This is a genomic window from Chitinophaga eiseniae (assembly GCF_012641265.1).
Lineage (GTDB): Bacteria > Bacteroidota > Bacteroidia > Chitinophagales > Chitinophagaceae > Chitinophaga > Chitinophaga eiseniae_A.
The window spans coordinates 174,475-198,176 of sequence record NZ_JABAHZ010000003.1 but is presented as its reverse complement, the minus strand read 5'-3'; the positions used below and the strand labels follow the sequence as shown (position 1 = coordinate 198,176).

The following is a 23,702-nucleotide window of genomic DNA, read 5'->3' as shown; positions in this document are numbered from 1 at the left end:
CCATCTTTCTTCTTATGATAATAAGTATCTTAAACTATCAAATGAAATGAATAAAAATGGAATGACGTCCCCGTTTTTTATGATTTTACACAGTTATTAGCCAATTTGTCGAATAAAAATCGGTTTTTATCCCATTTTTCTGTAAATTTTTCGGTTTGAATGGAAAGTGTTTAATAATTTCGTTCTTTTGTTGAGATTTATACAGTGAAAGAACTATTTTAGTGATTATATAGGTCGCCAAAACAATCATTCTTCATTTTTATCAAAATTTAAAAAGTTATTGCATCATGCAGATGACAAAGCCAGCTAAAGTATCTAAAGAAGAATTGCTTTACGGGGAGAAAGGTGTTTCCCTGATAAAGGATTATTTTTCCACACAGTTATGTAAACAGTTATCCTTAACCAAAGTATCCGCGCCTTTATTTGTAAAATCCGGCACCGGGTTTAATGACGATTTAAATGGAGTGGAACAACCCATCCGCTTTAACCTGAAAAATATTCCCTACCAGGTGGAAATTGTACAGTCGCTCGCCAAGTGGAAAAGAATGCGCCTGCATGAGCTGGACATGGAGCCGGAAACCGGCATTGTTACGGATATGAGAGCCATCCGGCCCGATGAAGTGGTGTCGGATATACATAGTTTTTATGTAGACCAGTGGGATTGGGAAAAATGTATCCTGGATGAACACCGGAACATTCCCTATCTGAAAGAAACGGTAAAGAAAATTTACCAGGCCATCCTGGATACCAATAAAATGCTGGAAGAAAAACATGTACGGGTGCTGGACTTACCTGAATCTGTTTATTTTATACACAGCGAAGAGCTGCTACAGCTGTATCCCGACCTGGACTGCAAAGAGCGCGAAAACCGGATTGCCAAACTCCATGGCGCCGTATTTATTATGGGTATCGGTGGAAAGCTTTCCAACAATGCCGTGCATGACGATCGTGCCCCGGATTATGATGACTGGTCATCTGATAACGAAGACGGCTATCAGGGCCTGAACGGTGATTTGATTTTGTGGAACCCGGCACTGGACAGGGCATTGGAAATATCTTCCATGGGAATACGTGTAAATGCTGCATCGCTGGGCAGTCAACTGACATTGCTGGGCTGCGGGCACAGAAGTGGTTTACAGTTCCACAGCAACGTGCTCAATAACGTGTATCCACTCAGTATTGGCGGAGGAATCGGACAATCCAGGCTGTGCATGTTCCTGCTGCAGAAAAAGAAAATTTCAGAAGTACAGTCAGGCATCTGGCCCGACGCATAAGGAATGATATCATATTATAACCGTTGCCGGTTGCTATTAGCAGCCGGCAACGGTTTTTTTATGCCGGTTGGACTACCAGTTATCGGAGAACTGGACTACTGCCACTTCGTTTGTGTAACGTACTTTTACCGGGTAAATGAATGATCGATGAAACATCAACAGCCATTGCTGCAATTATATTTAAGATGGGCGCTGGGCGCCAGCTATCTCTGTGCCGGACTGGATCGCCTGGGTGTTTGGGGACCTCCCGGAGGCGCCCGCATCAGCTGGGGCGACTGGCAGCATTTCATGACCTATGCCTATCAATTGATGTCCTTTTTACCGTACAAAGTGGCCGAGTTTTTTGCCGCGGTAGCTACTGCGGGAGAAATAGGCTTTGGATTGCTATTGGTTATTGGATTATGGACACGTTTGGCCGCTCTGGGTAGTGGCATCCTGTTATTGTTGTTTGGATTGTCTATGGCTGTGGCTTTTGGGATACAGTCTCCGTTGAATTACTCCGTATTTACCGCCAGCGCCGCCAGCTTTTTGTTATCCACACTTTCCGGGTATAAATGGAGTGTGGATGCGCTGAGAAACAAATAGTAAGCTTATGGTTGGGCGGGAGGATCATATATGATCTTCACCAGGTTATTGCGTTGGAAATCTGTTTTCAGTTCCAGCGTTTTGGCCTGTGTGCCAAACCGGATGCGGAGTGCCGCCGTATTAGGTGGAATGCTGCCGAGGTTATCTGCCATAAAGAGCAGCGTATTTTCGCCGGGTTGCAGCGATATTTTTATTTGCTGTACCGCTTTCTTTACCGGCAGCCCGGTGGCTATCCAGTTATCATTTAGCCGTAAGGAAATACTGTCTCCATCTTCCTGTTGGGCGTCCCATAGTTCCAGTATAATATCTGCCTGATGTACGGTAAAACTGGTGAGTGATTCATTTTTCCGGGTTGTCGTTGGCGGCGGCGCCTTGATAGGGGCTGTGGGCGCAGCAGGCTTCCTATAAAATTGTGCTACCAGGTAGGTGGCATACCAGTTGGCCCGGTGCGCAAAATCAAAAACATGTGTTTTCCCTTCCGTGGTGATCCGCATATTGCCGGTATTGGGAGGAAGGCCTCCGTAGTTGTCGGCAAAAAAGGTGAGGATGTTCATGCCGGTGTCCAGAAGGATGCGTTGCTCACGGGTTTGATCGTTCATCTCCATACGATGTAGTAGTACGCGGCCGTTGTGTACCAGGGTAACGGTGTCTTTATCGAGCTGGTCGTCGTCTTTGATGGATAATTGAACGACGCTGTCGGAAGTAATCACCTGGTCATAAATGCCAAAGTAAATGCTATCTTCTTCGGGATGAATGATCCTGTTGGTATGCGGACCAGTCCAGGGTTGGGCGTTGATCTTTTTCAGCCGTATACTGTCCTGGTATAGCAAGCCTCTGAGCGTAACCTTGGTACTGGTGTATATTTCATCGTCGTCATCCAGCCCTTTCATGAAAAGGCCGAAATCTTTGATCCACATCCGGCTGAGTTGCATATAGGCGGGACCGTTAGTTGGTTTGCCGTAGTTGAAGGTGCCATTTAGATAAAGCATCCAGGAGCCGAGACGGAAGGGCGTTTCGCTAACGGGATATTTAAACCGGCCAATGCCCAGCTGGGTAGCACTTTTGGTGGCCAGCAGCAATTCATAAACGCCATGAAAGGTGTTGCCATAGTCCAGTTTTAGTAACGCGGGGTACAGTGTTTGCTGGCCGGGTAATCCTACCTGCAGTTCTATTACCAGCGGAGGGCGGCCCGGCCAGGGTTTATATTCCATACGCCAGGTGCCGGTCCATTTATCGGCCTGCGCGTTAGTATGGGCTGCCAGGCCCAGGAATAGCAACAGTACTATGTAAAAGATACGGTTCTTCATCAGTTAACTACAATGGACGGCAACTTACATCTTTTTCTTCAACACTACTTTATTCACTTTTCATCTGCCATGATTTTGTTTTGGTAAATGCCCGTAACCCCTGGTGGGAGAGGGTAGCACCAAAGCCGGAATGTTTTCTGCCGGCCCAGGGAAGGCCTGCTGTTACGCGATCGCAGCAGTTCCAGTAGCCGGTACCACTGTTGACCTGTGACAGGATTTGTGCGGCTCTGTCCTGGCTGCCTGAGTATACCGCGGCGGTGAGGCCATAGTCTGTATCATTCATCAGCTCCACCGCTTCTGCATCGCTGTTCACTTTCATGATACCGATAATGGGGCCAAAGCTTTCTTCCTGCATGACTTTCATTTTGTTATTTACATCCGACAGGATGGTAGGCTCGAAAAAGTTGCCCTCGTGTTCAATACGTTTTCCGCCCAGCAGCAGGGTAGCGCCTTTGGCTCGTGCTTCGAGTATTTGGTCTTCCAGTACTTTGAGCTGATCGGGGCGGGTGAGAGCGCCGAAGTAAACCCCTTCTTCCGTAGGTAATCCTAACTTCCAGGAGCGAACGGAGGCTACAAATGCGTTCACATAGTCGTCGTATATTTTTTCGTGAACGTATATACGTTCTACGGCGCAGCAGCTCTGGCCATTGTTATAAAAAGCGCCGTCGGCCGTAGCAGCGGCTACAGCGGCAATGTCGTTGACGTCGTCAGCTACATACAGTGGGTCTTTGCCTCCCAGTTCCAGCTGACAGGGAACCATTTTTCCGGCCACTTTTTCGTAAATATATTTCCCGGTTTTGTAAGACCCGGTAAAGAAGTAGCCATCTAATTTCATGGTTAGCAGTGCTTCGCCGGTTTCTTTTCCGCCAGTAGCCATGACAAAAAGGTTGGGATCGAGCCCGGCCTGTACCAGCAGGCTTTCTATTTCCATACCGGTGAGGGTAGCGTATTCCGATGGTTTGTACAATACAGCATTGCCGGCCAGCAGAGCGGGTATAAACACATTCACGCCTACTAGGTAAGGGTAATTCCAGGCAGAGATATTACAAACGATTCCCAGTGGCTCGTAGGAAATTTTTTCTTTTAATGCATCTGAGTTGGTAACCCATTCATCTGCCAGGAATTTTTCGGCATTGTCCAGCATCCATTGTATGCGGGTGCGGGCGCCATTGATTTCATTCCTGGATTGTTGCAGGGGTTTACCCGTTTCTGAAGTAAGTATGCCAGCCAGTCTTTCTGTATGGGTTTGCAGCAACTGGCTGAACCTGGCGATGATCTTCATTCGCGCTGCGAGGCTGGTGGCGGCCCATTTGGGCTGGGTTACTTTCAAGCGCATATACATGTCCTGCAAGGTGTCGCGGGTATCATCACGCAGTATTCTCAGGGTGGCGCCAGTGGCGGGATTAATGACTTTCATTTTGTATGGTTTCTTACTTCCTGGATAAATTGTGTTTTAATTTTTTGAGAAAGCGGATTTACTTCTTTCTCCTGCATTCTTTCCGGATGCCACTGTACGCAGAGCATAAAGGCTTTGCCTGTTTTATCCTTGAATTCAATGCCTTCAATGATGCCATCATTGGTATCGGAGGTAGCACTCACCATGAGGTTATTACCCAGGTGAGCGGGATGAATACCCTGGTGGTGGGCACTGTTCACCTGACCGTGAGTAGCGCCGGTAATGGCGTACAGGAGACTGTCTTCGCGGATATTGACACCGTGTATTTTATCGGCGGTTTCTTTCTTATGGATTTTATTAGCCGGTTCTCCAATGTCTTCATATACTTTCCCTCCTTCCAGGATATTGATATACTGCAATCCCCGGCAGATGCCTAATACCGGGATTCGTTGTTGCTGGGCATATTCATAGATCTTTTTTTCAAAGGCATCTCTTTCCGGTAAGAAGTGGTTAGGTTGATGGGGATAGTGTTCGGCGCCACCATATAGAGCGGGTAAAACATCTACGCCCCCGGTTAACACAAATCCATCGCAGGCGAAGATATCGTCCACATTATTGTTGATAAAGGAGAGGATGACCAGTTCTATATCATCTCCCAGTTCTGCGGGCAGGAACCAGTTTTCGTAATTAGCGAAGTTGGCTTCCGTATAACTGATACCAATTTTTTTCTTCATGATTATAAAGCATTTTGGTACAGCTGTTTGAAATCGGCCCTGGTTACGGGCTTGGGATTGTTAGGATGTGCGAAGTCGGCGAAGGCGAGGTCGGCGAGCGTATCAATATGACTTTCCTTCACGCCGATGTCGCTGAGGTGGTGTGGTATATTTACCATGGTATTGAGGTCGAATAAATATTTTACCACGGCTTCCCCGGTTTCTTCTTTCAGTTCGAGCGTTCTGGCAATGCGGCGGAATTTATCTTCAAACCCGGCAATATTGAACCGCATACCATAAGGAATATTCACGGCATTGGCGAGGCCGTGGTGGGTATCCAGCAGGGACGACAGGGGATGTGCCAGCGAGTGTACCACACCCAATCCTTTCTGAAAAGCGATGGCGCCCATCATGGAGGCCATCAGCATATTGCTCCTGCTTTCGATATCGGGATTATTGGTGGCTCTTACCAGGGAGTTTTTGATGAGCCATATTCCTTCCAGCGCAATCCCATCGCAAAGGGGATGTGGATTTTTGGCCAGGAATGCTTCCATGTTATGGGTCAGCGCATCCATGCCGGTAGCGGCAGTTACGGAAGGCGGGAGTTCCATGGTGAGCATCGGATCGGCAAATACAATTTTCGCCATTAGTTTAGGGGAGAATAGTATTTTTTTCTGATGCGTTTCATCATCAGCAATGATTGCGCTTCTGCCTACTTCGCTGCCGGTGCCGGCGGTCGTAGGAACGGTAACGAAATGAGGTACATCATTGGTGACATAAATATCACCGCCAATAAGATCATCGTATTTAAATAAGTCCTCCCGGTGATGCACGCGCAGCACAATGGCACGGGCCACATCCAGGGCGGCTCCTCCGCCTATACCGATGATGCTGTCGCGTTGTGTATGATCAAACACTTCTGTGCCTTTATACACATCACTTTTTACCGGGTTTTTATGGATATCGCTGAATACTTCTACAGAAAGATGATGTGCCTGCAGATCGTTGACAATCGCTTTAAAAAATGATAATCCTGCCACGGTAGGATCTGTTACAATCAAGGGCTTTGATAATCCGTTTTTCTGAAGATAGGCGGGAAGTTCACTGATAACGCCTGCTCCGAAGCGGATGGTAGTTGGAAAATTAAACTGAGCTGCCATATACCTGCTATTAAATGATTTCAAAATATCTTTTCAGTTCCCAGTCGGTCACTGCTTTTGCGTATTGTCTCCATTCCCATTCCCTGGTGAGGGTAAAATGTTCAACAAATGAGGCTCCAAACAGTTCTTTGGCGATGTCGGAATGTTTCATTTGCTGGGTGGCGGCATGGAGATTTTGTGGTAATACACCATTGGACGTGTCTTTGTACCCGTTGCCAATCGTAGCTTCTTTGTTGAGCGGAAGATTATTTTTTACGCCATACAATCCTGCGGCGAGACATGCCGCCAGCGCCAGGTAGGGGTTGGTATCTGATCCCACTACCCTGGTTTCCAGCCGGGTGGCTTTTTCATTGCAGGGCAATGCCCTGAGCGCTACTGTTCGGTTATCTATTCCCCAGGTGAGCGTGGTAGGCGCCCAGGCGCCTTCTACCAGCCGTTTGTAGCTGTTGACCGTAGGCGCAATCATGGGCAGGATATGCGGAAGACAATGTAGTTGACCAGCGATATAACTTTTCATCACCGCGCTCATTTTGTGCGGATCTTTATCGTTATAAAACAGGTTTTGTTTGCTGTCGCTGTCCCAGAGACTTTGATGTACGTGCCCGCTGCAGCCAGGGAGATTTTCATTTATTTTGGCCATGAAAGTGGCCATGATACCGTGTTTGTAGGCAATTTCCTTTACCGCTGTTTTAAATAACAGGGCCCTGTCTGCCGACGCTAGTATTTCCCCGTATTTGATAGCGGCTTCATATACGCCGGGGCCGGTTTCTGTATGCAATCCTTCTACCGGTATATCAAATTTCACCAACCATTCAAACAGGTTACTCATGTATTCATTTTTCAATGCACTACGCAGAATGGAGTAACCAAACATGCCGGGAGTAAGGGGCGTAAGATCGTGGAAATGTTTCTGGTGGGCCGTATCCGGCGTCTCAGAAAAATTAAACCACTCAAACTCCTGTGAAAAATAAGGTGTACATCCCAGTTGCGCCGCATCTGCCATCACTTTACGCAGCAGTTGCCGTGGGCAGGTATATACTGGTGAATGATCTTCCAGCACAAATTCTCCCAGGAAAAAGGGAAGATCATTTTCCCAGGGAATCCTGCGAAAGGTGTTGAGATCCAGGCGTACCAATGCATCGGGGTAGCCGGTATGCCAGCCGGTGAATTTCACATTATCATATACCACATCGCTCATGTCCCAACCGAAGGTGACATCACAGAAACCCAGCTTGCTGTCGATGACAGTGGCAAACTTGTCGGCCGCAATGTATTTGCCTCTCAGTACGCCATCAATATCAGCAACAGCTATTTTTACCTTACCGGATGGATGTTGCTTTACATACGCTAATATTTCGGAAGTTGTCATGTATTGGCGGGTTTAAAGATTTTGTATAGCAAAAAGGTGATGGCTAATACGGAGAAGTAGATGAGTCCTAATATACCATTGAAGATGAACATGGCAATAATGGAAACGGTGGCAATGACCAGGGCGATGATGGGAAACGCCGGGTACCAGGCCACTTTAAACGGGCGGGGTAAATCCGGTTCACGTTTTCTCAACACGATAATCGACACCATGGAAATGATATACAAGGTCAATGCGCCGAAAACAGATACCACGATGATTTCGGCTGTTTTACCCGACAACAGGGCCAGGATACCGATTACCATATTACCAAGCAGGGCATTGGCGGGCGTTTGAAAGCGGGGAGATATTTTGCCCAGGAAGGAGGGTAGGTTATGCACCCTTCCCATTTCGTAGGTAGACCGGCCGGCGGCGAGGATCAACCCATGAAAGGAAGCTACGAGGCCGAATAATCCCACGGTGATGAGCAGGTGATACATGAGGTGGTTATCGCCTGTAATTTTTGCCATGGCGAGCGGTAGGGGAGAATCGGAGGTATCGCCACTGATCCCGTTTTTATATACGATGGTTTCCCAGCCTGCAATGCCGGTGGCGGCTACAAATACCAGGATACATAAGATGGCGAGCGTAAGTATAGCCCAGCCAAATCCTTTACTGATATCGCGTTGCGGATTTTTAGTTTCTTCCGCTACATTGGCGATGCCTTCAATACCCAGGAAAAACCAGATAGCAAAGGGAATGGCGGCAAAGGCGCCTCCCCAGCCATTGGGCAGGGCATTGTGCGTAAGATGTACAGTTTGAAACTTCGGAAGGGTAAGCCCGGAAAATAGCAATAATTCTCCCACTGCGAGCACGGTAACAATCATCTCAAAAGAAGCCGCTGCCTGTACGCCATATACATTTAATGCGGTAAAAACGAAATAGATGGCAATGGCGCTGGTGAGAATGGGCACCTGTGGAAAGAAAGCGTTGAAATAGGCGCCAATGGCGAACGCGATGGCCGGGGGAGCCAGGATAAATTCGATGACCTGGGCGATACCTGCAATGAAGCCAATATCTTTTCCCATGGCCCTGTTTGCGTAATCGAATACACCGCCCGCTTTTGGGATAGCGCAGGCCAGTTCTGCATAGCTGAATGTAAAAGTAACATACATCAACATGATCACCACAGTGGCGATAGCCATTCCCCCGGTACCGCCTTTTTCAAGGCCCAGATTCCAGCCAAAGTACATTCCTGAAATTACGTATCCTACTCCCAGTCCCCACAACATAAAGGGAGTAAGTGTTTTCTTTAAGCCCTCGTTTTGTGTCATTAGAAAGATCTCGATTGTGTGTATCTCTAAATATAACGTAAAATAAAATATTATTATACTCCCTCTTTTGTGAGAAAATTTTAAGTATTGTTGTCCTGGCAAATTTGTAAGCGAGTTCTGGTTTTTTTATTAATTTGGCTGGTTGTATGTTATAACACGTTAGTCGACAATGAAAAATTATGCCTTTACGAGTATTTACTTTTAATGTAAGAAAATGAAAGTGTTGCCCCTTTACGACGGTGTTGATGATAAAGCGTTGGTAGAGAAGTTGAGGGAAAGCGATATGGTGGCATTTAACACTATTTATTTCCGTTATGCTGCAACACTATATGATTATTCCTTAAACATCCTGATGGACGAAGATGAATGTACAGATGCGGTACAGGATATCTTCGTGTGGTTATGGGAAAACAGGTCGCAACTCAATATTACCCACCTGAAGGGCTATTTGCTGGCCGCGGTGAAGTATAAGCTGACCCGCCTCATCATCTCCAGCAGGAGAAGAGAAGAAATATTAAAGAAAGTACCGTCGCCCGCCGAAGAGGTAACGGAAGAGAATATGGAGCTGAAAGAACTGAAGGCTGCCATCCACGACTTTATTGCCACCCTGCCGCCCCAGGCCAAAAAGATTTTCCAGATGAGCCGGGAGCAATATCTCACCAACCGGGAAATTGGCCAGCAGCTGGGCTTATCGGAGAAAACAGTCAGGAACCAGCTGACCATTACCCTCAGAAAATTAAAGAGCTACCTGGGGCGACTGTCCTGTTGGTCTGTTTTTTTATAAATTTTTTTTATCCCGATTGGGACATCTCTCCTACTTATGTCCCTTTACATTAAGTGAACAGGAAAAAGACCATTTTAAAGCATGATGATCAGCCACGATGAATTGCTGGAAATAATAGACCGTATAGCCAATGGTACGGCTTCCGACCACGATTTGAAAATTTATAACGATTGGTGTAATGCTGTTCAGCCGGAACAGCAGGCGCCGGCGCTATCTCCTGCTGAAGAAAAGCAGCTGGAGATGCTCCGTGTTATCCACGAACGGATCAATCCTGTAAAGCGGGGAAGCGTAGTGAAATGGGTGTCCATAGCCGCTTCTATTTTACTTGTTTGCAGCTTGTCGGCCGCCTGGTATTATCAGCGTGCTGCCACTCATCATATACTGAAGGAAGCTGTTGCAGTCCACCAGGTAACCAACCCGAACGGCGCCGTGCTGGTACTGGCCGATGGAAGCAAAGTGGAGCTGGGCGCACAGCAAACAGGTAAAATTGGCCAGCAATCCGGCGCCGATATTTCCAAAAGTTCCGATAGCTCACTGGTATATGTGTTCAATGGAAAAAGCGGCGGCAGCAGCAACGAAATACAATATAATAGCCTCGTCACCGGGAAAGGACAGCAGTTCCAGGTACAACTGCCTGATGGTACCAGGGTATGGGTGAATACCGGCTCTTCGCTGAAGTTCCCGGTTAGCTTCAATCACCAGTCACAAAGACAGGTAACGCTGAATGGTGAGGCTTATTTTGAAGTAGCCCGCGATGCCAGCAAGCCTTTTGTAGTGATCACCAACCAGCAAAAAGTAACGGTACTGGGCACACATTTTAATGTGGACAACTACCAGGAAGATACCGATTCAAAAACCACCTTACTGGAAGGAGCCGTAAGAATCAATAACCAACTGGATTTACAACCCGGAGAGCAGGCAACGGTACAGCACTCAGGGAAAATTGACAAGAAAACCGTAAACACCGCATCCGTGATTGCCTGGAAGAGCGGATACTTTTCTTTTGATGGAGAAAGCATTTATGACATTATGCCGAAGCTGTGCCGCTGGTATAATATGGAGGTAGTATACGCCAACGACCTCCCCGTAGATAAATTTGAAATTTCGATATCCAGGTCACGCAGTATGGCGGACGTATTGGATTTTCTGCAGCGCACCAAATTAGTAAAATTTACCACGAATGGGCGAGTTATAACTGTAAGCCGTTATTGAAAACAATCAGTGAACAACCAAATCAAATTAACATGGAGAATGTAACAAAAAGACCAACATGAATGAACATCGGAATCGCCCCCAAAACAAGCGTGAAAGTGTTAGGCGCACTCCCACGCCGGTCGTTTTAGGGTAGTTCGGCGCGTAAATCAGCGATTAATTTATTACTAACCGATTAACTGTAACAAAAGTATGATTTTAGTTAAACAACCCAAGGAACGCTCCACACGTTCCTCAGGAACCCTATGCTTTGGTGCGTCTTCAAAAAAGGTGGCACCGGTACTGTTTCTCTTGTGCCTCCTGCAACTGAGCGTGGCGGCCATTGGACAAAAAATAACACTCCACCTGAAAAATAGTCCGTTTAAAAAAGCCATTGAAGCTATCAAGGCCCAGAGCGGCTACGACCTGGTGCTGGTACAATCGCACCTGGAAGGTACGCACCCGGTATCGCTCAACCTGGTAAATGCCGACATCAAAGAAGCCATGGAAGCATTGACTAACGGGCAGCCTGTTAGCTATGAAATAAAGGAAAGTGTGATCATCCTCCAGCGGAAAGAAGCTAAACCAGCTGCTGTTACCCTGGCACCACAACAAAAACAACCTGTTTCCGGCCAGGTAAAGGACGAAACAGGCGTTTCCCTGCCAGGAGTAACCATCCAGGTGAAAGGGACTACTACCGGCGCCAGAACAGATGAAAAAGGAAACTTTAAACTCGACGTCAATAAAGGAGATATCCTGGTAGTAAGCTATGTAGGATATGAAACCCAGGAAATTGCGTTTACAGGCCAGTCAGCACTGGATATCCGGATAAAATCCACTGAAAGCGCATTGAGCGAAGTAGTGGTAGTAGGATATGGTACCCAGAAACGTAAAAGTGTAACCGGCTCCGTAGCCTCTGTAAAGATGGGAGATGTGAACACATCTACTAATACCAACTTTACCCAGGCGCTGGCCGGAAGGGCCGCAGGGGTTAACGTAGTGCAAACCACCGGGCAACCCGGCGCCGGCGTATCTGTTCAGATACGCAGCAGTGCCTCGTTTGCTTCCGGTGGACCGCTATATGTGGTAGACGGCGTAATCGTAAACGATGATGCCGGTGAACCAGAACCCAATACCCGTTATGGCACCTCCGGGATTAACCGTTCCCCGCTGAACTTTTTAAATCCCAATGATATCGAAAACATCGACGTGTTAAAAGATGCCAGCGCCACCGCTATCTATGGCGCCAGGGCAGCAGGCGGCGTGGTATTGATCACCACCAAGAAAGGTAAAGCCGGCATCCCCAGCATACAGTACGATGTAAGCCATTCGTTCCAAAAGTCGCTCAAGTATTACGATATCCTGGATACACATGACTATATGGAGCAACGTAATAAAATATTACAGGAGAAATGGATGCTCGATAACAAAATTGCGCCTTATGGCAACGTAGATCCTTCTACCGTAACGCCTTTTGTACCCAAGTATACTGCGCAGCAGATGGCGGATCAAAAGGCATATCCCAATGCGATAGATGCCATTATGCAGAATGGGTTTACCCAGCAGCATAATATCTCCATGTCGGGTACCGCCAACAAAACACGTTACTACGTGTCTGGTAATTACCTGAACCAGGAAGGTGTACTGAAGCACTCTGATTATACCCGGTATTCCGGTAAGATCAACCTGGATCAATCTATCGGCGAAAAAATAAAAGTGGGCGTTAACATCATTGCTACCGGCTCAAAAGCCAATAATGGTAGCATTGGCGGTGGCGTATACGAAAACTCCGGTATGATTGGCGCTGCTTTCTATTATCCTCCTACCATGCCTTTCCAGGATGCGGATGGTAACTATCCCATTAACCCCGACTACCAGAATACCCCGAATCCCCTGTCATTCCTGACGATTACCGATAATACGAAGTCCAGCCGCCTGCTTACTTCCGGGTATGCTGAGTGGAACATCCTCCCGGGCCTGACCGCCAAAGGTAGCATCAGTTATGACCAGAGCACCGCAAAAAGAAGCTCCTATTTTCCCAGAACGTTTTTATACGGCGCCAGGGCTGAAGGACAAGCAGGTATTTATGAAACCAACGCTACTTCCAGGCTGGCAGAATATACGTTGAACTATGTAAAAGATCTTGGCAAAAAAAGCCGTATCAATGCGCTGGTAGGGCATTCCTATCAGCTCACGGATAAAGATGGTTTAAACGCAGGTAACGACCATTTCCCTACAGACAACTTCCTGTACTATAACCTGGGCTTTGGTACGGCATTAAGACCCTCTGTAGGTTCCTACCGTAATTCTACCCGTATCTGGAAGTCTTACTTCGCAAGAGTGGTGTATGAATATGATGGCAAATATATCCTGTCTGCCTCTGTTCGCCGTGATGGCGCCTCTCACTTCGCCGCCAATAAAAAATGGGGCGCATTCCCCGGCGCTTCTGCTGCCTGGGTGATTTCAGAAGAAAACTTCCTGAAACCCATTTCAGCGATCAGCTTCCTGAAGCTCAGGGTAGGCTATGGCGCAGTGGGAAATGCCAACATCGGTAGTAGTGCGTTCACTTACTTCGACAATAATTCACCTTTTGTGATTGGCGGTGTAAACCTGCCAGGTGTGAAGCTTAGCCAGATCGCCAATCCTAACCTGACCTGGGAAACACAAACGGAATTCAACGTAGGGTTGGATTATGCTTTCCTGCAAAACCGGATCAGCGGCTCCTTCGATGTGTTTGCCAGGAGATTTACCAACCTGCTCAGTAAAGTGCCGCTGGCAACAGATTTCCCGGTGCCGAACTTTGCTACCAACGCCGGTACCACCCGCAGCGTAGGTTGGGAAGTAAACCTGCAAACAAAGAACCTGGTAAATCCAAATGGTCTTAACTGGAGTACCACGATTAATTTCTCCCACTATAAAAATACCTGGGTAAAACGTTCACCGGAAGCGTTGAAATCGCTGGCGAAATACATCGATCCTACCGGTAACTTCAATGCCTGGTATGGCTACCAGTCTGAAGGTATCTACGATCCGTCAAAAATGAAAGCCCCCTCCTGGATGCCGGGTATATTGCCAGGTGAAATCATCATCAAGGATGTAAATGGCTACGACGACAGTGGTAATCTCACCGGAAAACCAGATGGTAAACTGTCTACTGCCGACATGGTACAGATCCATACCAACAACGATCCTACCGGCAACGGACAGCCTGTTCCTAACTATAGCTTTGGTTTCAGCAACCAGTTCAGCTACAAAAATTTCGATCTGTCTATTTACATGTACGGATTGATCCAGAAGAAGTTTAACAGCGACTATTCCAATACTTCAGATGTATACGCCAAGCTGGCCGCTTTTGGCTGGAACGTATTGTCAGTATCCAAAGACCGTTGGGCTTTCGACAATCCCAATGGTTCTTTCCCTACCGGCTTAAACACGGCTTATGGCAGCTATGCAAGCAGTTCCGATTTCTGGGTAGAAAATGCCAGCTTCCTGCGTTGCCGCGACATTACCCTGGGATACCGTGTACCTGCCAATTTATTGCATAAGCAAGATATCATTAAAACGTTGAGAGTATACGCCAATGTGCAGAATCCGTTTATTGTTACCGGTTATAAAGGCATAGATCCTGAGCTGCAGAACTTCTATGCTTACCCGATGACCAGGTCCTTTACATTAGGCGCCAGTGTGGGTTTCTAAATTTTGTTGATCTAAAACAATACAACCATGAAACGAAAATTGAACTATATAAAATTTTTTGTTGCGATAGGATTGATCACCTCACTGTCGGCCTGTGAAAAATCGCTGGATGAAATGACATATGATAAATTTGGAGAGACTTCTTTTTACAAAACGCCGGAAGATGCGAAGCTCGCGGTAACCGCTGTGTATAGCAAGATGAACCCTGATGGATATGCTATATGGGGTTGTGGATATCCTGGTGTGGTGCCACAGTCCAGCGCTTCTACCGATGAGTTGATCTGCTCCTGGGGCTGGCCTGGCTGGGAGATGTTTAACAAGTTGAACTTGTCCGAAACGTTCCCGGGTGATGCCTTGTTCCAGTTTTATAACCAGCTGATGCCGGCCATTACCAATGCTACCATTGCTATGGATAAAATCCAGGGCATGAATATGCCGGATGAGACGCTGAAGCAAAAGTATGTAGGTGAGCTGAAAGCCTTGCGGGCGCATTATTCCCAGATCCTGTACAATTACTACGGACCAGTACCGGTAAGACTGAATCCTGCTGATGCTGCAAATCCCAATGCGGCGCCTATTCCAAGACCTTCCCAGCAGGAGATGGTAGCGCAGATCGAAAAGGATTATAAAGAAGCACTGGATGCGTTGCCTAAAGCGGCTGATTTATCTGCCGCCGATTATGGAAGATTTACCAAAGATGCCTGTATGATGGGCCTGGTAAAACTTTATATGCATGAGAAGAGATGGCAGGATGTGATCACTTATTGCCGCCAGTTACAGCAAATGGGTCACTCTTTACAAACCAACTACTCAGATATTTTCTCTTATGCCAATAATGGCAGCAGCCAGGAAATCCTGTTGGCGGTGTCTACCCGCATGGATGCATCGGATGGTAATTTGTGGCTGGCGCATGCCTTGCCAGGTAACTATGCGGATCCTACCGGCAAAGCTCTGACGCAGTGGGGCGGTTATAAAATGCCCTGGGCTACCTACGATAAGTTCGACCCAAGCGATAAACGCCTGGCCCGTTTGCTGGTAAAATGGCGTACTTCCACCGGTGATATCTATGATGCCCGTGCTAACCATGTAATTGGCGCTATACCGATGAAATACGGTGTAGACCCCAATGCTACCGGTGAAACGCATGGTACCAATATCGTGGTATGGCGTTATGCCGATGTGTTGTTGTCGCTCGCAGAGGCCATCAATGAAACAGCCGGTCCAACCACTGAAGCATACGACCTGGTAAAAACGGTGAGGGCCAGAGCCGGACTGGGTGGATTACCCGATGGCTTAAGCAAAGACGATTTCCGGAAAAAACTGATGGATGAGCGCCTGTTTGAATTTTGGTGCGAAGGTGGTAGCAGAAGGGAAGACCTCATTCGCTGGGGTACTTATATACAACGGGCTAAAGATGCAGGGTCTACCTTCGTGAAACCTGAGTTTGTATTATGGCCCATACCTCGTAAGGTGATCGATGAAACCAAAGGCGTGGTGAAGCAAAATCCAGGCTATAACTAATATTGTCCGTCCGCATATATCAATAACGTTACAGCATATACTTGTTACCCCAAAAGCAATAATACCTGGCTATTTAGCCAGGTATTATTGCTACCAGTTAAGTTACTGTACGATAATATATTTTAATACATGCATTTACAAAAACTTTTCCCGGCTATTTTGTCGGCCACAATATTAGCTACAGCAGGACTTTCACAGGCAGCGTCTGCCCAGGATAACGCTCATGTACAAACGTTGCAGTTACTCGGCACCCGGAGTTGGGTAAGGGTAAACTGGAACAGCGATCCGCAGGCAAAGGAGTATCGTTTGTACTGGTCGGCCGACGGTAAGAAGCCAGCTACGCCCAATGCCATCATGCCGGCTACTACTACGCAATATTACCTACAGCAGGTACAGCCCACCACCCGTTACCAGGTATGGCTGGAGGCTGTGAAGAAAGCCGGTCAGGGCGAATGGGCGCAAGGAGTAGCTACCACGCAGAAAGAATGGGCACAGGATGCAATAGAAATGAAGGAGTTGACCACTAATCCCAGTTCTGCTGCTGTCCCCAAAGGGATGATGCTCTACTGGCAGGATGAGTTCAACGATAGCCTACTGAACCTGAATAAATGGAGTACTAACTATTTTTCTTCGCTGAACTACGGGAATGAAGATTCCCGTAAAGAAATGCTGGCAGGTCAGCTACCACAGCCTGCGTACCGGTTGAATGGAAAAACGATAGATCTTTTTGTGAATGATTCCCTGCCGGTACGATTGTTTACCAAAGGTGGCAACCAGAAAGTATCTTCTATTCAAACTTATGACTGGCAGTCCAACGAAATGTTGTTGGATAACAGTCGTGGTGGCTACTTCGAGGTAAAGGTAAAGCGGGACAGCATCGGCAAACCTAAAGGCTTCAACACCGCTTTTTGGTTCGATGCCCCGGGGCCGGATATACGCTATTACCTGCAGGAGGGCGGCGAAGTGAATGGTATAAAGGGTATCCGGCCTAAAGGGCAGGTGTTTGAAATTGATATGTTTGAATATTTCAATGCACAGTTTGTACTGCACGGCCATGTGGATAAGAACGGAAAATTCCAGCACAACCTGGCAACTCATATCGCAGAAGGATATGATCACGTAGGAAAATGGGTAACACATGGTATTCTCTGGACGCCCACCAGCATCAAACATTATATCAACGGTAACCTGGTAAAGGAATATACCGACAAACACCAGGTTTTTTCGCCGAATCATTTCATGAATGTTTTCCTGGGCGCCTATGGCTCGGGAGGCACCGTGAGTATGGAGGTGGACTATATCCGTTACTACCAGTGGCCTTTACAGGAGGGGAATGAGTTGCCCAACCCCGGATTTGAAGACAGTGGCAGCCTGGCGCCCTGGGAAGGCAATGGTAGCCTGGTAGCAGGTAGAGGAAGAAATGGCAGCAACGGTATAACATTAAATCCCGGTCAGAAAATAGAACAATATGTGTACGTAGATAATAACACCAGTTACCGGTTGGAATATTGGTTACAGGGAGAGGGTACGATTAAAGCAGGTGTTGACAACGTTGCCATGGTAACCGGTGAACTATCGCCCATAGCCACTGCAGCAGCCAGCGCTAAAAAGAATTTTACCCGGCAGGCGATTGATTTCAAAAGCGGCCTGGAATATGGCCATAACAAGAAAACGATCCGGGTGGTGTTGGAGAACACAGGAAATACCCCGGCAATATTGGATGATATCACTATCAAAAAATAAGTTATGAAATCTGCGCACCTGGTTAAAATGATATTGTTGTGGGTGGTAATGCCTGGTAATACTGCATTCGCACAAATGATTGATTTCGCCAAACAGGGAATTGTACGGGTGACACCAAAAGAAATTGACAGTGTGTTAAATAACCCGGGAATTGGCTTCACTACTTTTCAGCGATTTAATGGTGATACACTGAACACCGGGTTGGGGTGGACAGAAGGGAAGCCGATCGACTATCAGCGGTTCAATGGCAGCCTGGCAAACAAAGATTACCCGGCTACCACTATCGCTTATTTCCGGGTGTACTGGCGTTTCCTGGAGCCGGAGAAAGGAAAATACAACTGGGCGCTCATCGATCAGGCATTGAAAACTGCGCATGACCGCGGCCAAACGTTGATGATCCGGGTAGCTCCCTATGGAGAAGGCGACAGTAAGGGAAATGATGTACCGGATTGGTACCGCACTTTAGTGGGTAAGAGAAATGAATGGATAGAAGATGGTGGTACCGGTTGGCGGGTAGACCCGGAAGACAGCCGGTATGCGCAATATTTTGGCGGCCTGATTGCCGCCATGGGCCAGCATTATGATGGACACCCCGATGTGGAAGCGGTTGACTTGTCGGTGGTTGGTTTTTGGGGAGAAGGCAGGGGCGCGTCGCTGTTGTCACAGAAAACGAGAGCCGCGCTGGTGGATGCTTATACCGACCATTTCAGGAAAACGCCGCTGATTGCTTTGCTGACCGATAAAAAAACAAATGAGTATGCGTTGTCTAAAGCCCCTATAGGCTGGCGGATCGACTGCCTGGGCGATATGGGCGGATTCGACAAAAATTGGTCACACATGTACGATTACTACCCCGAAGGCATTATCAATTTCGGTATGCGGGATGCATGGAAGAAAGGGCCGGTAAGCCTGGAGGTTTGCTGGGTGATACAAAAATGGAAAGACGAGGGATGGGACATTAATTACATCATTGATCAGTCGCTGAAGTGGCATATCTCCAGCTTTAATGCCAAGTCGTCGGCGGTGCCGAAAGAATGGTGGCCGGCCGTGAACCGTTGGTTGAACAGTATGGGATATCGATTTGCATTACGGAAGTTTACTTATCCCCGGGAAATCAGCAGGGGCGCCAATCTCACCTTCACTTCCTGGTGGGAGAATAAAGGTGTGGCGCCTGTTTACCGGAAAGATTTTTCACTGGCTATTCGTTTGACCAATGGCAGCCATACGGTGGTGAGGACAACTGATGCTGATATTTGCAGCTGGTTGCCGGGAGATAATTTATATGATAGTGCGATCCAGCTTCCCTTTGAAATGCCGGCAGGAGACTACCAGCTGGACATTGGTATTACAGACCGGCAAACGAATGAGCCAAGGGTGAACCTGGCTATTGAAGGCCGAACAGCAGATGGCTGGTACCGGCTGGGCCGCATCACCGTACAATAATGACCGGGATAGTAGCATCGGCCAATTTTCCTGTTATCTTTAGGGCACACCGATACTGTATAACATGAAACTGATAGCCAATGGGCGCATCTGGATAGAAACTATTGAAGGGCCTTTCCTGGGATATGGAAGAATTGAATTACTGGAGAAGATTGGCGAGTTAGGGTCTTTGAAAAAGGCAGCTACCGCCATGAAGCTATCTTACCGGCAGGCCTGGGATTTTGTAGACCAGATGAATAAGCGGACGGGCCATCCGCTGGTCATCATGGAACGGGGAGGGAAGAATGGCGGCGGCGCCTCGCTTACGCCCAAAGGCGAAGCCGCCATCCGGCTATTTCACGAGCTGAATACTTCCTTTCAGCAATTCCTGGTAACCGCAGCTGCCCGTATGGAAGAATGGCCCTGATACTATTCCTTCGCAAAGCGTACAGTCATAGCCGTTACCTCCCAGATCCAGCGGGCCGGCTTTTTCTCGCCGGGCACTACGATCCGGAATGGCCCTTTCCCTTCGGGCAGCGGCTGCCCATCTACCTGGCTGGCCAGTATCACCACACGATCCGTAAAAGCGGCGTCGAGTTCAGGCAAGGAAAACAACACCTCATACCCATCGCCTGATTTTATCAGCAAATATTTCGACATGTTTTCTCCACGGAGCTGTGCTCCCATGGTAACCCCTGCCTGTTGCAGGATATCGGCTACCGGCACGCCTGTATAGCTATGTGCTTTTCCATCGCGATCCGTGGCCTGTACGGTTACTTTTTTCATCGCAGCAATATCGGCGGCGCTGAGTTGCAGCGGGTGGGTTACTTCTCCCGTTACGCTGATGGTGGCCGATTGCGCCGACAGGCGGCTATGCAATAAAATAGTGGCCAAAAAAAGGAGCAAAGTATATTTCATGAGATGCATCAATTAAAAGGATTGGAGAATTGTGGATTGTTGATAAATGTTGAATCGGTTAGCAGCTGCAAAAAGGCGATGATATCTTTTTGCTCGCTGCTACTGAGTTTAAGTGATGTGCCGTTAATATCGTTGGAGGTATTGCGTAGCACCGGGCTAAGGGAAGGGCTTTGGATGATATGTTCGCTATAATGATCCAGCACTTCCTCCAGGGTGTTAAAGCGTCCATCGTGCATATATGGCGCCGTTAGCGCAATATTGCGGAGCGTTGGAATGCGGAACCTGCCCCTGTCGGTCGCAAGGCCGGTGAGCTTTTCCCTGCCCCGGTCCGGGGGTAGGCTATCCAGGCCATTGTTATGAAATAATTCCATGTACAATTTGGGACTACCATGACAGTGGGCACAGTTGGCGCCGCGTATCTTTTTTCCCGGATCCGGCGCATTCATAAACAGCTGCATGCCTCTCTCCGCTGCCGGAGAGAGCTGATACTGGCCGGCAAGATAGCGGTCGTACGGTGCATTGGCAGAAATCAAGGTTCTTTCAAATTGTGCCAGGGCTTTTAAGATCTGATCACTGGTGACATTGCTGTTGCCAAAGGCAGCGTTGAAAAGGGCCGTGTAGCGTTGGCTGCGGCGTAGTTTTGCTGCACTGATATCCAGGGGCTGCCCCATTTCATGCAATGCGGTGAGCGGCGTAAGTGCTTGCTGCTCCAGGCTTTCGGCCCTGCCATCCCAGAAGAAATGTCGTACCCATAACAGGTTGGCGAGCGACATGCTGTTACGTTCGGTGGGAATGCTGTCTATGCCGGTGCTGAATTTCTTCCCATCGGTAAAGGCCCGCTGCTGCTGGTGACAGCTGCCACAGGATACTTTGTTGTTGGCAGAAAGCAGCGGTTCATAAAACAACCTTCTTCCCAGGAGCACGCCTTCTTTGGTTAATGGATTATCTGCCGGGATATTTAGCCGGTTACCAAAATTGGCGGGGTATACAGGCACATAGGGTTCGGGTACAGGTAGCCACCGGCTGCCCGTAAACAACAGGGCGGCCATACCAAACCATCGTAAGAGCCAGCGCTTATTCATCTCTCTAAAAATAAGTATAATTGAAAAGTACCCTGGCAAAATAATTCCTGCCCTGCTCAGGGTATCCTTCGGTAAGCATATAATTTTTATCAAAAATGTTATTCACGCCTCCCTGCAGCTTCAGCCAGTTGGTGAGCTTCACCATGGCGCTGGCATGCAGGAGAAAGAATGACGGCGCCTGGGTACCATAGCTGGTGCTATAGCGGTCGGCATTGTATTCACCGTTTAGCAGGAGGCTAAAGCAGGAAATATGGTATTGCAGCCAACCAACGGCTTTATGTTCAGGTACATCGGTAAAGCGGATGTTGGGGTTATCGAGATTTTTACGTTTGATGAACGTATAATTTAACCCGCTGGTAAAGGCAGTGCAAATATGCCAGGTGGCCGCTATTTCTGCGCCGTAGTAAGCCGCCCGTCCTTTGTTCTGGGCTTGCGACAGCCATTGACGTTTGCTGGTGTCATACACTACATTATTCACATTTTGAATGACATCTTGTATATGACTGTAGAAGATGCTGGCATCGAGGTTCACCTTCCTGATCCGCGTGTCGGTGTATTGCAGCGCAAAGTTCAGTGTGTTTTCAGGCTTTAGGTCCGGGTTGGGGATGGCGGTACCCAGCCTGTAGGAATAACGGTCTTTAATGGTGGCAAATCGCGTCATACGGTCTGCCGAAAACCGGAAGTCCCGGCCCGCTACTGGCGTATATATCACCTTGGCCTGTGCATTTATAGCGTGGCTGTTGTTACCGGGAAAATCGGTGATGGTTTTGGTCTGGCTGTTATAGTTCTGTGCATCCAGGCTTTGACGGTAGTTGAATGCAGCTCCTCCTTGCAAAGTCCATTGGGTATTGAAGGTATGCTGGTCGGTAACGCCCGCGGAAAAAGTGTTATCGGCTACTTTTCTTTCCGGTTCGCCTTCATTGTGTTCGCGGTGCACATCCTGTTTGAAATGAACCGCCGCTTTCAACTGGTTGGCGGCAGACAGCGTATAGCCGTATTCGATATTAGCCCCCAGCGTATAGTCGTTGTAGTAACTGGTGAAGGCATAGGGCTTTTTCTGCGAAGTATAAGTAGCATCGTCGAAGCTTTTCAGCACATTGATAAACCGGTCGTAATACAGGCGCGTTTTGAGGTGGCTATGATCGTTCAGTGTACTGTTCGACAGGAAATACACACTTTCCTTATTCCATTTGGGCCATTGCCAGTAGCGGGGACTTTTATACTGTGAATTGAGTGTATCCGTGCCCGTATACACTGGTGTGCCTTTGGTGCCTTCCTGGTGGGAATACCCGATAGCCAGTTCATTACGACTGTTGGGGGTAAATCCCAGTTTGAAACCATAGCGCCAGTCGTTGTTGTAGGCGTTGTCTCTCCGGCCGCCATCTTCTGTTTTGGTGGGTTGAAAGTCTTTAGACAGGTTGTAGTAGTCGCGTTGGTACCGGGAAATGTCGCCTTGCAGGTAAAACTTGTTCAGGCGGCTGCCTATGTTCAGCGCTTCTTCATGGCCGCCGGTAAGCCATCCGGCGGAGGCGTTTACCTCCAGCGTGTGTATAGGTTTGGCCGAGATGAGGTTAATAACGCCGCCCATAGTGTTAGGGCCATATAATACAGAAGCGCCGCCTTTTTCCACTACTATCTTCGACAGGTTGAAAGTGGTAAACCTGGCCAGGTCTACATAACCATCATAGGGTACATATACCGGTATTCCGTCGATAAATACCGGTGTTTGCCGCAGGTCGAACCCGCGTACATAAATCATGGATTCATTGCGGGGGCCTACATTGGATTGGCTGATACCGGGCAGCAAGTTGAGCGCTGTAGCCACGTTCAGGCGATGAAAGGATTGTACCTGGTTCAGGGTAATAGTGCTGACGGAGTCGGTGTGCCGGCCGTAGGATATTACTTCTCCAAGGGTAAATACACGGCTGCTGTCTTGTTTTACCTGGGCTGCTGCGGGGGCCATTAATCCCATGGTCAGGGTAATGCTGAGTAACGCTTTGTGCATGTACGTTTATTTTCGTTATTCATTTTTATGAATAACGGTTAGAAAATGCTTACCAGGCTGCAATGACAATGACACAATAACCGGGATGGAAAGCTGAAAAAAAGCTGAAGTGTTAGGGTGTATGGTTGAATCTGGGTACAATGATAGGGGGAAATTGTTAAAAAGTCAATCAATCACCAGATTATAAATTTTTTAAATAAACCCGGAGATAAGGTTAAAACGA

Annotated in this window: 18 protein-coding genes; 9 read left to right on the top strand and 9 right to left on the bottom strand. The window is 47.8% G+C overall.

The window, feature by feature from the left end:
- Positions 1–287: 287 nt before the first annotated feature.
- Together asnA and HGH91_RS14630 are read left to right on the top strand one after the other, a co-directional pair.
- Entirely contained in the window at positions 288–1,274 is a 987-nt protein-coding gene (asnA, locus tag HGH91_RS14635) for an aspartate--ammonia ligase (RefSeq protein ID WP_247651751.1), read from the top strand.
- A gap of 147 nt (positions 1,275–1,421) precedes the next feature.
- Entirely contained in the window at positions 1,422–1,859 is a 438-nt protein-coding gene (locus tag HGH91_RS14630) for a DoxX family protein (protein ID WP_168739331.1), read from the top strand.
- Between the two features lie 5 nt (positions 1,860–1,864).
- Here HGH91_RS14630 and HGH91_RS14625 read toward each other — a convergent pair whose 3' ends face one another.
- From HGH91_RS14625 to eat, 6 genes are read right to left on the bottom strand one after another with little or no spacing between them, the layout of a single operon-like run.
- Positions 1,865–3,166, bottom strand: coding sequence for a hypothetical protein (locus tag HGH91_RS14625; RefSeq protein WP_168739329.1), 1,302 nt, complete (start codon positions 3,164–3,166; stop codon positions 1,865–1,867).
- A gap of 49 nt (positions 3,167–3,215) precedes the next feature.
- On the bottom strand, positions 3,216–4,583 hold the full coding sequence (locus HGH91_RS14620) for an aldehyde dehydrogenase family protein (protein ID WP_168739327.1): 1,368 nt from the start codon (positions 4,581–4,583) through the stop codon (positions 3,216–3,218).
- Positions 4,580–5,296, bottom strand: a complete 717-nt coding sequence (locus HGH91_RS14615; protein WP_168739326.1) for a gamma-glutamyl-gamma-aminobutyrate hydrolase family protein — start codon at positions 5,294–5,296, stop codon at positions 4,580–4,582. Before HGH91_RS14615 ends, HGH91_RS14620 begins: the two co-directional genes overlap by 4 nt.
- A gap of 2 nt (positions 5,297–5,298) precedes the next feature.
- Positions 5,299–6,435, bottom strand: coding sequence for an iron-containing alcohol dehydrogenase (locus HGH91_RS14610; RefSeq protein WP_168739324.1), 1,137 nt, complete (start codon positions 6,433–6,435; stop codon positions 5,299–5,301).
- Between the two features lie 10 nt (positions 6,436–6,445).
- The gene (locus HGH91_RS14605) at positions 6,446–7,804 is read right to left on the bottom strand and encodes a glutamine synthetase family protein (protein WP_168739321.1); all 1,359 of its coding nucleotides are present in this window, start codon (positions 7,802–7,804) and stop codon (positions 6,446–6,448) included.
- On the bottom strand, positions 7,801–9,117 hold the full coding sequence (eat, locus tag HGH91_RS14600) for an ethanolamine permease (RefSeq protein WP_168739319.1): 1,317 nt from the start codon (positions 9,115–9,117) through the stop codon (positions 7,801–7,803). The genes HGH91_RS14605 and eat overlap by 4 nt, the downstream gene beginning before the upstream one ends.
- Before the next feature lie 214 nt (positions 9,118–9,331).
- On the opposite strand from eat, the gene HGH91_RS14595 reads away from it, so the two are divergent.
- From HGH91_RS14595 to HGH91_RS14565, 7 genes are all read left to right on the top strand, one after another.
- Complete coding sequence (locus HGH91_RS14595) at positions 9,332–9,901, top strand: sigma-70 family RNA polymerase sigma factor (RefSeq protein WP_168739317.1); 570 nt, start codon at positions 9,332–9,334, stop codon at positions 9,899–9,901.
- Positions 9,902–9,982: 81 nt separating this feature from the next.
- Positions 9,983–11,113, top strand: a complete 1,131-nt coding sequence (locus HGH91_RS14590; protein ID WP_168739314.1) for a FecR family protein — start codon at positions 9,983–9,985, stop codon at positions 11,111–11,113.
- A gap of 192 nt (positions 11,114–11,305) precedes the next feature.
- On the top strand, positions 11,306–14,788 hold the full coding sequence (locus HGH91_RS14585; protein ID WP_168739313.1) for a TonB-dependent receptor: 3,483 nt from the start codon (positions 11,306–11,308) through the stop codon (positions 14,786–14,788).
- Between the two features lie 27 nt (positions 14,789–14,815).
- Positions 14,816–16,309, top strand: coding sequence for a RagB/SusD family nutrient uptake outer membrane protein (locus tag HGH91_RS14580; protein ID WP_168739311.1), 1,494 nt, complete (start codon positions 14,816–14,818; stop codon positions 16,307–16,309).
- 129 nt (positions 16,310–16,438) lie between these two features.
- Positions 16,439–18,052 carry a fibronectin type III domain-containing protein gene (locus HGH91_RS14575; RefSeq protein WP_168739309.1) on the top strand — a complete coding sequence of 538 codons (1,614 nt, stop codon included), beginning with the start codon at positions 16,439–16,441 and terminating at the stop codon, positions 18,050–18,052.
- A 3-nt stretch (positions 18,053–18,055) separates the two neighbouring features.
- Positions 18,056–19,495 (top strand): DUF4832 domain-containing protein, encoded by a 1,440-nt coding sequence (locus HGH91_RS14570; protein WP_168739308.1) that lies wholly within the window; start codon positions 18,056–18,058, stop codon positions 19,493–19,495.
- A gap of 64 nt (positions 19,496–19,559) precedes the next feature.
- Entirely contained in the window at positions 19,560–19,901 is a 342-nt protein-coding gene (locus HGH91_RS14565) for a winged helix-turn-helix domain-containing protein (RefSeq protein ID WP_168739307.1), read from the top strand.
- 2 nt (positions 19,902–19,903) lie between these two features.
- Here the strand turns inward: HGH91_RS14565 and HGH91_RS14560 are convergent, their stop codons facing one another.
- Genes HGH91_RS14560 through HGH91_RS14550 form a run of 3 tightly spaced genes read right to left on the bottom strand, consistent with a single transcriptional unit; the run spans position 19,904 to position 23,479 of the window.
- A complete protein-coding gene (locus tag HGH91_RS14560) occupies positions 19,904–20,392 on the bottom strand; it encodes a molybdopterin-dependent oxidoreductase (protein ID WP_247651750.1) in 489 nt (162 codons plus the stop codon).
- Positions 20,393–20,400: 8 nt separating this feature from the next.
- Positions 20,401–21,474 carry a cytochrome-c peroxidase gene (locus HGH91_RS14555; RefSeq protein WP_168739305.1) on the bottom strand — a complete coding sequence of 358 codons (1,074 nt, stop codon included), beginning with the start codon at positions 21,472–21,474 and terminating at the stop codon, positions 20,401–20,403.
- A gap of 4 nt (positions 21,475–21,478) precedes the next feature.
- Positions 21,479–23,479, bottom strand: a complete 2,001-nt coding sequence (locus tag HGH91_RS14550) for a TonB-dependent receptor plug domain-containing protein (protein WP_168739304.1) — start codon at positions 23,477–23,479, stop codon at positions 21,479–21,481.
- Between the last annotated feature and the right edge of the window lie 223 nt (positions 23,480–23,702).

Bases quoted from the DNA above. Each gene is read 5' to 3' on its own strand.
- HGH91_RS14570 (WP_168739308.1), top strand. From the start codon at position 18,056: ATGAAATCTGCGCACCTGGTTAAAATGATATTGTTGTGGGTGGTAATG.
- HGH91_RS14550 (WP_168739304.1), bottom strand. From the start codon at position 23,479: ATGCACAAAGCGTTACTCAGCATTACCCTGACCATGGGATTAATGGCC.
- HGH91_RS14630 (WP_168739331.1), top strand. From the start codon at position 1,422: ATGAAACATCAACAGCCATTGCTGCAATTATATTTAAGATGGGCGCTG.
- HGH91_RS14560 (WP_247651750.1), bottom strand. From the start codon at position 20,392: ATGAAATATACTTTGCTCCTTTTTTTGGCCACTATTTTATTGCATAGC.
- HGH91_RS14575 (WP_168739309.1), top strand. From the start codon at position 16,439: ATGCATTTACAAAAACTTTTCCCGGCTATTTTGTCGGCCACAATATTA.
- HGH91_RS14590 (WP_168739314.1), top strand. From the start codon at position 9,983: ATGATGATCAGCCACGATGAATTGCTGGAAATAATAGACCGTATAGCC.
- HGH91_RS14615 (WP_168739326.1), bottom strand. From the start codon at position 5,296: ATGAAGAAAAAAATTGGTATCAGTTATACGGAAGCCAACTTCGCTAAT.
- HGH91_RS14555 (WP_168739305.1), bottom strand. From the start codon at position 21,474: ATGAATAAGCGCTGGCTCTTACGATGGTTTGGTATGGCCGCCCTGTTG.
- HGH91_RS14595 (WP_168739317.1), top strand. From the start codon at position 9,332: ATGAAAGTGTTGCCCCTTTACGACGGTGTTGATGATAAAGCGTTGGTA.
- eat (WP_168739319.1), bottom strand. From the start codon at position 9,117: ATGACACAAAACGAGGGCTTAAAGAAAACACTTACTCCCTTTATGTTG.
- asnA (WP_247651751.1), top strand. From the start codon at position 288: ATGCAGATGACAAAGCCAGCTAAAGTATCTAAAGAAGAATTGCTTTAC.
- HGH91_RS14605 (WP_168739321.1), bottom strand. From the start codon at position 7,804: ATGACAACTTCCGAAATATTAGCGTATGTAAAGCAACATCCATCCGGT.
- HGH91_RS14620 (WP_168739327.1), bottom strand. From the start codon at position 4,583: ATGAAAGTCATTAATCCCGCCACTGGCGCCACCCTGAGAATACTGCGT.
- HGH91_RS14565 (WP_168739307.1), top strand. From the start codon at position 19,560: ATGAAACTGATAGCCAATGGGCGCATCTGGATAGAAACTATTGAAGGG.
- HGH91_RS14625 (WP_168739329.1), bottom strand. From the start codon at position 3,166: ATGAAGAACCGTATCTTTTACATAGTACTGTTGCTATTCCTGGGCCTG.
- HGH91_RS14585 (WP_168739313.1), top strand. From the start codon at position 11,306: ATGATTTTAGTTAAACAACCCAAGGAACGCTCCACACGTTCCTCAGGA.
- HGH91_RS14610 (WP_168739324.1), bottom strand. From the start codon at position 6,435: ATGGCAGCTCAGTTTAATTTTCCAACTACCATCCGCTTCGGAGCAGGC.
- HGH91_RS14580 (WP_168739311.1), top strand. From the start codon at position 14,816: ATGAAACGAAAATTGAACTATATAAAATTTTTTGTTGCGATAGGATTG.